Source organism: Bradyrhizobium sp. SSBR45G (assembly GCF_030159255.1).
Lineage (GTDB): Bacteria > Pseudomonadota > Alphaproteobacteria > Rhizobiales > Xanthobacteraceae > Bradyrhizobium.
Genome location: NZ_BSCT01000022.1, coordinates 77,389 through 87,394, shown reverse-complemented (window position 1 = coordinate 87,394; position 10,006 = coordinate 77,389). Strand labels below are relative to the sequence as shown.

Here is a 10,006-nt window from a genome sequence, read left to right as displayed (position 1 = left end):
GCCGCGTAGTCGCTACGCGTTCCTGCCAGCCGGTATCACTCCCGTCGTGTCGTCCACATCTGGCAGAGACAAGCCCTCATGAGCCAAGCTCCCAGCGCACTCGTCGCAGCCTATCTGACGACCAACCCCGGCTTCGATCCGCTGCACGACCATGTGCTGCCGTCAGACACCGTACGGGCCGCGACTCAGATCCGGACAGCAGCGGCAGGTCCCGCCGCAGCTCCGCGCCTTGCTCCCGCGGCTGCGCCCGAGACCTTGAAGGCGCTGCAGGGCTATCAGCGCGCCCTGCGCCTCGTGAGCGAGCCGCAGGACGCGGCGGCACAGGCCAACGCCGGTGGACTTCATCCCGTGGCGGCCACCCTGCTCGACAGCGGCTTCGACGCCGCCCACAAGGTGGCGGCGCTGCCGGAGCACGTCTTCGTCGCTGAACAGGGTCCCGCGCTGCCGGGCGGCGCGGCCCAGGCGCGCGGCATCTACGCCAGGGCTCAGCATGTCAAGACGCAGGCGGCCCATGTGTTCGCACTGGTGCGCGATCGGATCGCATCGCCTTTCAGCCGCTCCAACCTGTTCAAGACCAGTACACCGCAGACAGCCGCCGCGTTCCAGCAGGTGCCTGGCTATGACGAGCTGTTCGGCTCGCTCGACTATTGCCCGTGCGGCCATTCGGATTCCATCATCGGGCCAGGCGCCTACTATGTCGACCTGATGCGCATTACCGATGCCTACATCACCGGTCCCAATGCCGCATCCATTCCGTCCGGCCAAAGGCTGGAGGACCGGCGGCCGGATCTGTTTGACCTGCCGGTGACCGCGGCCAATGCCGATACCGAGATCCCGTTTCTCACCGTCGTGACCGAGGTGCTGGAGCGCAACCTGGCAGCCACGCCCGACCAGGCCTATCGCCTGCTCGCGACCAGCGGCTTTCCCTTCAATCTGCCGTTCACGCTGCCGAGCGCGCGCATCCGCCTCAATCTCGATCAATTGGGGACCTCGCTGGGCGCAGTCGGTCATGCCCTGCGCCCGACGACCTGGAGCGCGCCCTATCCGCTTCCGCCGCTGTATCTCGGCGGTGAGATCCTGGGCCTCGGCGCCAGCGAATGCGACTTCACCACGTTCCCCAGCCCGCTGCCACAATGGCTGCTGGAGCAGTGCTACGGCATCGATGGTCACCATGATGGCGTTCTAACCGACCTCGCATCGGTGAAGATGTTCCTGCAGCGCACCGGTCTGGAGCGCGGCAGCCTCGACGCACTGCTCAGCCAGGATCTCGACGACGACGAGATCGCGGCCGGCCTGGCGGCGGGTCTCTACATCAACAACACCGGCGAGGGCGCCCCTCTTGCCCTGGCACGCGTCGCGGGCAGCAGCGAAGAAACCCTGAAAGGGCTGACCAACAAGCGCCTGGAGCGCTTGAGCAGCCTGATCCGGATGTCCCGCGCGCTCGGCTGGACTTTCGCCGAGCTCGACTGGGTCGTGCGCTGCTGTGGCGGCGCCAACGGTGTCATCGATGCGCCCCTGATCCAGACCATTGCGCAGATGAAGCAGGTGGGCCTCGCGCTCGGCGAGACGTCGCCGATCGCCATGACGGCGCTGTTCTCGGACCTGAAGACCACCGGCAGGGGATCGGGTCCGGCTCCCGCCGACTTCTTCGACGCGCGATTCAACAATCCGTCCATCCTTGCGGGTCGCGATCCCTACGCGAGCGGCTCGACGGTGCCGTTCAATCCGGCGTCTCCGGTGACGTGGACCATCGCCAACCGTTCCGGCACCGACGGCGAGATCCGCTCGCGCCTCTGCGGCGCTCTTCAGGTGACCGACGACGACCTCAGCTCGATCGCAGGCTGGGTCTGCGCCCTCAGCAAGAAGACGGACCTGACGACCGATCTGTCGACACTGAGCCTGCTTTATCAGGTGGCGCGCCTTCCGCGCCTGCTGGGACTTCAAGTGCCGCAGTTTCTGACCCTGCTGGGCTTGATGTATTCGCCCTCGACCGACCCGATGCTTCCAGCTGCGGCCTCGGTCACCTTCGATCTGAACACGCTCGGCGCCATTGCCGATGCTGCGGCCTGGCTGAAGGCCCAGCCCTTCACGATCTATGAGCTGCAATGGAGCCTGACGAACCGGACCGGCCCGTATTTCCGTGCGCCCGATCCGACCAGCGGCTTGGGCGCCTATGTCGACAGCCTGGCGACCCAGTCACAAACGACGCGCGTTCAACCCGCGAGCCTGGCGCTCGGAACCGTGACGCCTGACCAGGCCACCGCAGCCTTCAATGCGCTGGTCACGGCCAAGGTGCTGAGCTCGATCGGCCTGATCGTAAAACACGCGCCGGGCTTCACCGATGTCTCGCCAGGACTGCCGCTCGGCGCCGCCGCACTCACGACTCCCGATATCACCGCCGCTGATGCCGCAACGGCGCTCGCCCTGCTGACGAGCAACCATGTTCTCGTCGCCGTAACAGCGGCCGACGGAACGGCGCTCGGCTATCTGGCGGCGCCGGTGACCGCAAAGACCAGCCTGGATTTTCTGTTCCAGGATTCGCCCACCGCGCCGCGACAGCGCCGTGCCGTGCTGCAGATCCTGCTGCAGGCCACCGCGAACGTGTCGGCCGTCGTCGACCTGCTGACGAGCAGCGAAGCCCAGCAGGTCAACGCGGCAGTCGAAGGTCTCGCGACGCGTCTTCAACTCGCGCCCGAGATGGTCGGCGCCCTTCTGCCTTTCGCATCAGCGGAGCTGACGGTCGGCGCCCTGATGCTGCTGCTCCTGACGCCGCTCAACGGTGCCGATGCGCCGGCCGATCTGCAGGCCGTCGTGCTCGCGCTCGCGCGTGTCGGTCTGATTGCATCCCGGCTGAATTTGACGCCGGCCGAGGCGACCGCAATCGCGAGTCATCCCTCCGGTTTCTCGGTCGGGATTCCCCAGGCGCTCACCATTGCCGATGTTCGCGCGCTATCCGTCTACAAGGACCTCACGACGCAATATCAGGACAGCGCGCTGGTGCTCGCCAATTGCGTGTTCTCGAGCAACGGCGTTTGCCAGCAGAGCGGCATCGACGCCCTGGCCGCGATCACCGCCTGGCCGAGCGACCAGATCGAGGTGCTTGCTGGAACGTTGTGGAGTGGCTCGGTCAAATGGACGGTCGACGCCGTGGCGACGCTCAGGCGCTGCTTCGAGCTCACGGCGCAACTGAGCGGTGACGCATGGTTCCTGCTGCGCCTCAACGCCGCGATCGGCGCCAAAGTGATGACGATTCCGGGCAGCGCGCCCGGCGACCGTCAGATCGGCATCCTCGATTCCGCCGTCTGGGACGTGCTGTCGGCGCTCGCCGCAGCCACGCTGGACGCCGTGAACGGACGTTTCCGCGACGACACGTTTGCCCAGGTCTCGGGCCGCATCCAGGGCAGGCTGCTCACTGCGCAGCGCGACGCGCTGCTCGGTGCGGTGATCTGGAAGCTGAACGGTACGCCCGTATCGCTCGGCATCGAGACGCCATCGGACCTCTATCAGTACCTGCTGCTCGATGTCGAAATGAGCGGCTGCATGATGACGTCGCGCATCATCCAGGCGACCGCCGCGGTGCAGCTCTACATGCAGCGCTGCCGCATGGGGCTCGAGGACGGCGTCACGCAGTTTCCGTTCGATCCGATCTGGTGGAGCTGGATGTCGAGCTACCGGATCTGGGAGGTCAACCGCAAGATCTTCCTTTACCCGGAGAACTACGTCGATCCGACACTGCGCGTGAAGATCACGCCGCCTTTTTCGACCCTCAAGCAGCGGCTGCAACAGTCGGATCTGACCGACACCGCGGTCGAGGATGCCTACCGGGAGTACTTCAACTCCGTCGAGACGCTGGGCACGTTGCGCTTGATCGACGGCTACAATGTCGGCAGCATCGACCCCGGAACCAACAGCCGCATCTTCACGCTGTGGCTGTTCGCGCGAACCGGCACCGAACCCTACACGTACTATTTCCGCACCTTTGACAACGCGACCTGGAGCCCGTGGCAGAAGATCGACCACAGCGTGCCCGCGGCGCTGGCAACCCCGGTCTGGGCGTTCAACACGCCCTATCTGTTCTGGATCGAGCCATCCACGACGCAAGCCTCGAACATCGACAACGCCAAATCGCAGGCGCTGACGAGCCACAAGTCGACCATGAAGTTCATCCGCCGGCGACCGGATGCCTCATGGTCGGCGCCGCAAGCTCTCGTGAGCGACAGCGTCGTCGGCTACCAGGTCGACTATACGTTCGACAGCTATGCGGCGACCGTGACGCCCGGCCTCAATCAGTCCAATTTCGAGCTGGCGCAATCGGCATGGCGCAAGCCGATCGTGCTGTTCGCACCGGCCAGCGCGACGATCGACCCGCAATTGCCGCAGGTCGACCGGCTGATGACGACGCTCGGCTTCAGCCTCGATTTCATCGGCGGCACGGCCTATCCGGCGGTCGCCGCTCCCACCGCCGTGGTGCCGGACCAACTTGCCTACGACAGCGCGATCTACGGCGTCGCATCGCGGCTGAAGAACATCACCGGCGCCGTGCCGTCCATGGTGACCGGACGGGTGCAATACGGGACACTGCAAATCGTCGATGCGATGGCGAACCACACGGTTCGCCATTTGACGCTCCTTAACACCCTCCCCGGCACCAGCGCCACGCCGGTCACGCCGGCGATCGACCGTAGTGCCGGCTCTTTCGGTTTCGCCGCGACCACCAACGAATTGGCTGCGACCTTTGCGTTCGACGACTTTGCCGGGCAGTCCCCCGCGATGGCGCCCAAGCCGGGCACAGTGCTGTTGAACAGCGTCAATGCTCAGCTCGCGAACACGGTCAACGTCAAGAACCAGCTCGGGTGGTTCCTGCTCGACAATGCCGACGAGGCGTTCCTGGTGCAGGCGGATCAGGTGTCGTTCCCGACCCTGAGCGAGATCTTGACCGTCTCCGAGCACCAGTCGCCGTTGCCGATGGGCGAAAGCTATCTGCGGGTCGCCCCCATCACATCGGGGGGCGATCTCACCAAGGCGCAATACCGCTTCGCCCGGCTCACGACCCAGACGATTCCGATGCTGGCACAGCGGCTGGCGGCAACCGGGCTCCCGGGACTCCTGAACATCGACGCGCAGAGCACGCCCGAACTCCCGTTCTCCCGGCTCGGCCCCACCGCCTCCGCAATCGCGCCGGCCAGTGCCACGCTCGATTTCAACGGCGCCATGGGAGACTACTTCCGTGAGATCTTCTTCCACGCGCCGTTTCTTGTCGCCTATGCGCTCAACGCCAGTCGCCGCTTCGACCAGGCGCAGCATTGGTTCGAATACATCTTCAACCCGACGGCGCCGCAGCAGAGCGGCCTGAACAACCCGACGGATCGCTTCTGGAACTATCTGCCGTTTCGCGACCTCGCGAGCAGCGACCTCGCCAAGGATCTCACGGATCCGGCCCAGATTGCCGCCTACAACAATTCGCCTTTCGATCCCGACGCAATCGCCGGTCTGCGTCCCGCGGCTTACGCCAAGGCCACGGTGATGCGCTACATCTCCAACATCCTGGATTGGGGTGACCAGCTGTTTCGCGCGTTCACCCGCGAGAGCGTGAACGAGGCGACCAACCTCTATGTCATGGCGTCCGATCTGTTGGGACCGAAGCCACGCGAGGTATCCGGCCGGGCCAAGCCGGCCCCGATGTCGTTTCGGCAGATCAAGGCGGCCTCGCCCGGCGGGCTCGTTCCGGAGTTTCTCATCAATGTCGAGAACCTGCTGGCGCCGGTTGCGCCGGGCACACCGCTGCTGCGCGGCATGCCGTTCAACGACATCAACTCATATTTCTGCATTCCGGAAAATGACGAGTTCGTTGCGTATTGGGACCGCGTCGCGGGTCAGCTCTACAAGATCCGTCATTGCATGAACATCAATGGCGAGTACCAGACGCTGCCTCTGCTGGCCCCGCCGCTGGACGTGCGCGCCGTGATCGCTGCTGCGGCGGCCGGCGGTGGCGGCCTCCCGCTCGACTTCGGAACCGCAGTGCCGATCCCGGCCTATCGTTTCGAGGCGCTGCTCGCTCGCGCCAGGGCGATCGCGGGAGACGTCGCCCAGCTCGGCGCGCAGGTGCAGAGCTCGCTGGAGCGCCAGGACGCCGAGCAGCTCGAGCTGCTGCGAAACGTCCAGGAGAAGAACCTGCTCGACCTGACCACGGACATCCGCACGCTGCACATCCAGCAGCTCGAGTCGACACGGTCCGGTCTCCAAACCTCGCTCGCCAGCGCCGACTACCGCTACAGCTTCTACGACAACCTGCTGCAGAAGGGCCTGTCCGACGCGGAGAAGCTCAATCTGGCGATGCTGATCGTCAGCCAGGTGCTTTCGACCGTCGGAGGCACGCTCAAGACCATGGCGAGCGCCGGCTTCCTGGTTCCGAATGCCGGTTCGCCCTTCGCCATGACCTATGGCGGCAAGCAGGTCGGCTCCAGCCTGACGTCGATTGCCGAGTTCTTCAACACCATGGCTGGCCAGGCGAGTTTCGTCGGCAACGTGGCCCAGCTCTCCGCCGGATACGAACGCCGTGCCGCGGATTGGACGCAACAGCGCACGATCGCCGACTACGACCGTAAGCAGATCCAGCAGCAGATCGACGCCGCCGGCTATGAGATCGACAGTGCCAAACAGGAGCTGCAACTGCATCTCAAGACGCTGGCGCAGAATGGCGAGATGGCGGCCTATCTGAAGAGCAAGTTCACCAGCAGCGAGCTCTATCAATGGCTGATCGGCCGGCTCAGCGCGATGCACTACCAGACCTACACGCTCGCCTACGACCTCGCGCGCATGACCGAGCGCGCCTTGCAATATGAGCTCAACGGCGACCAGACCTATCTGCAATTCGGCTACTGGGACAATGTTCACAAGGGCCTGACCTCCGGTGAAGGCCTCCAGCTCGCCCTCAATCGGATGGAGCGGGCCTGGCTCGACGGCAACACGCGCACACTGGAGATTCGCCGCACCGTTGCGCTGTCGCAGCTCGATCCGCTCGCATTGGTCCGATTCCGGACCACCGGCTCCTGCGAATTCGCGCTGACCGAGAAACTGTTCGATTACGACTATCCTGGGCACTATTGCCGCAAGATCAAGACCATCACGGTCTCGATCCCGGCGGTGGTCGGTCCCTGGCAGACCATCAATGCGACGCTGACGCAGCTGTCCAGCCAGATCGTCGTGAAGCCGGACTCCCAGGCGATCGACTTCCTCCTCGGCGACGACGTCCCGGCGCCCGATGCGAGCGTCCTGCGCACCAACTGGTGCGCCCAGCAGCAGATCGCGCTGTCCAGCGGCATCTCTGACAGCGGGCTGTTCCAGCTCGACTTCCGCGACGATCGCTATTTGCCTTTCGAAGGCACCGGCGCCGTCTCGCGCTGGCGGCTCGACATGCCGCCGGCCGCCAACCGGATCGACTTCGGCAGCATTGCCGACGTGGTCGTGGACGTCAGCTATACCGCGCTCGACGGCGGCGCCGCCTTGCGCGCGAAAGTGACCGCTCTTCCCGCCCTGCAGCCGTTCACCGGACAGGTGCTGATGCCGATCGCCGATCTCCAACCGGATGCCTGGAGCTCCTTCCTGGCCGACCATGGCAACACCACGACGCAGACGCTGACCTTCACGGTGCTGCCGCGCGCCGTGCCGCCGCATGTCAGCAATGCGGTGCTGACAAACGTCTCCGCCATCCTGCAATCCACGGGACCAGCGACACCGCCGGCGACGTCCTTCATCAACTACAAGATCACCCCGCAGCTTTCGACCGACGACGTAACGGTCTCCGGCAAGACCGGCCTCATCTTCGATGCCAACTGGCTGGGCTCCACGCCGGGCGCGCAGGACAACAACTGGCTCAGCGTCCTGCCGATCGCGCAGCTGCCGGCGATGAGCGACGTGGCTGGTCAGCATGCCGCGGTGTTCACGCTCGCCAACGTACCGGCCGGCCTCAAGACCGCCGGCTTCATCGATCCGCAGAAGCTCAAAAACCTGATTCTCGTCTTGGAGTACCAAGGTCAGGTGCGCTGGTAAGTCCATCGCCCCTGTCAATATCCGCAAAAATCATTGAGGGAGAACAGCAATGCCTTATCCTGGATGGCAGCCGACCCAAGGCTGCTTGGACAACATCAAGAAGGACAAGGGGCGTATCTGCAACGATCCCGATACACATTGCTACGATACTCAGGACTACACACACAAGGTCTGCGACTGCCAGGATCAGTTCCTCGGCGGCTGCACGTCGTCGCCGCCGCCCCTGCCGCCCGGTTGCTGCCACTACAACGGCGACAGCGACATTCCGAGCTACGACAAGCAGGGCTTTTGCTATTGCTGCTGCTCCTGCTTCGCCTATGACACCGCGATCGCGTATCAAGGCTCCGGCAACGCGACGAGCTTCAGGGCCGTCCAGGAGTTTGCCGTCGGCGACGAGGTCCTGGTCGCCGATGCCAGCCTGACCTGGCAACAGATGAAGCTGCAATATTCATCCGGAGCCCCGTCCAAGCGCTCAACCCTGGTCAAGATCGACTACGTGCTGGACGGCGTGGAGAAGAGCCTCCTGGTGACGCGCTCCCATCTCTTTCTGCAACCCGACGGCAAGTTGATCCGCGCCGACCGGCTGATGCCAAACGACCTCCTGGTCGTCGCCGTTGGCGGCAGCACCCCGGTCGTCGCCATCAGCGCCGGTATCTTCGACAAGGGCGTTCATCACATTGCGACCTCCGCGATGCCGGCCAAGAGTGTCGCGGGCCATCTGCTCAACTCCAATGGCATCGTCACCGGCGACTATGCGCTGCAGATCTCCGGCCTCACGGCTGCGGACAACAGCCCGCTGATGGTGACCGATCACCATAAGCTGCCGGTGTTCGGTACGGAGGCCTATCGCGCCCTCGCCGCCAGGATCCCAGGCGCCGTGCAGGCCACCCTGGCTCATGTCGCCGCCACGCCCGCAGCAAGATCACTGGAACGGACGGTCGCGCTCGCGGTGGCGGGGTTCAAGACCCATGCCGAGCCGGACGGCTTCGGCGCGATCGCCGGATACACGCCGTCTTATGCCAGCGGCACCCAGGCCTATTTCACGGACGATCAGGCGTGGGACATCCAGCAGAGTCCGAAGCGTGCTCCGGTCGGCTCCAATGTGGGCGCCGGCGTCGCCGGCTATCTGGTCCGGCTGTTTTCCGGCATGTACCCGACCTTCCACTTCGAATATGACGAGCGGAACGACACGCCGAACGCCTATGCGTTCGAGTTCTTCAATGAGAAATACGTCGTCATCACCGGCGGCCTTGTTCGTGTCAATGCCCTGACAATGAGCGGCATCGCTGCCATCCTCGCCCATTGCGTCGCGCGTCTGCAGAAGCTCGCACCGCTCAACCAGGACGGCTACAGCTGCCGTACGACGGCTGATTATGCCAGCCCGAGCGTTCTGTCATACGTGTTTTTTGGCGGCCTCTATGGCTTCATCATGGACTCGGTGGTCGCCGAGCTGACCGAGCTGTTCGGCATGGTCTCCGAAGCCAACGCGGCCGGCAGCGGCGACACCTGCATGGATTCCTCGTTGGCGTGCCGGCTGACCACGCTCCAGAACTCCATGCAGAGCATGCCGATGCCGGAGTGCGCCGGCGGGCCGAAAGATGCGACGTTGAAGCTGCTGAGTGCCGCGGCCGTCCTGAATGCCCAGGGCGATCCCGAGGTGACCTTGACCTTCAGCGATGCGGTCGATCCCGCGACGGTGACCTCGCCGGCGAACTATCAATTCGATCCCCCGGTGGCGGTCGCCGACGCCGCGGTGGACGCCGCCGACGACAAGACGGTCGTGCTGCATCCCAAGATCACGAAAGGCGTCGAATATGCGGTGATGGTGGTCGGGGTAACGTCCGCCGACGGTCACCCGCTGATCCGCTCGCAATCCACCGCCCTTCTCACCCTGTCGTAGACACCTTGGACCGGGGCGGCCCAGGCCGCCCCGAGCCCAAGCATGTGCGCCACGATC

Annotated in this window: 2 protein-coding genes; both read left to right on the top strand. The window is 64.7% G+C overall.

What is annotated here, in order from left to right:
• The first annotated feature begins 78 nt into the window (after nucleotides 1-78).
• On the top strand, nucleotides 79-8,049 hold the full coding sequence (locus tag QQL87_RS23500) for a Tc toxin subunit A-related protein (protein WP_284421042.1): 7,971 nt from the start codon (nucleotides 79-81) through the stop codon (nucleotides 8,047-8,049).
• A 49-nt stretch (nucleotides 8,050-8,098) separates the two neighbouring features.
• Nucleotides 8,099-9,949, top strand: a complete 1,851-nt coding sequence (locus QQL87_RS23495; RefSeq protein WP_284421043.1) for a hypothetical protein — start codon at nucleotides 8,099-8,101, stop codon at nucleotides 9,947-9,949.
• The last annotated feature ends 57 nt before the right edge of the window (nucleotides 9,950-10,006 follow it).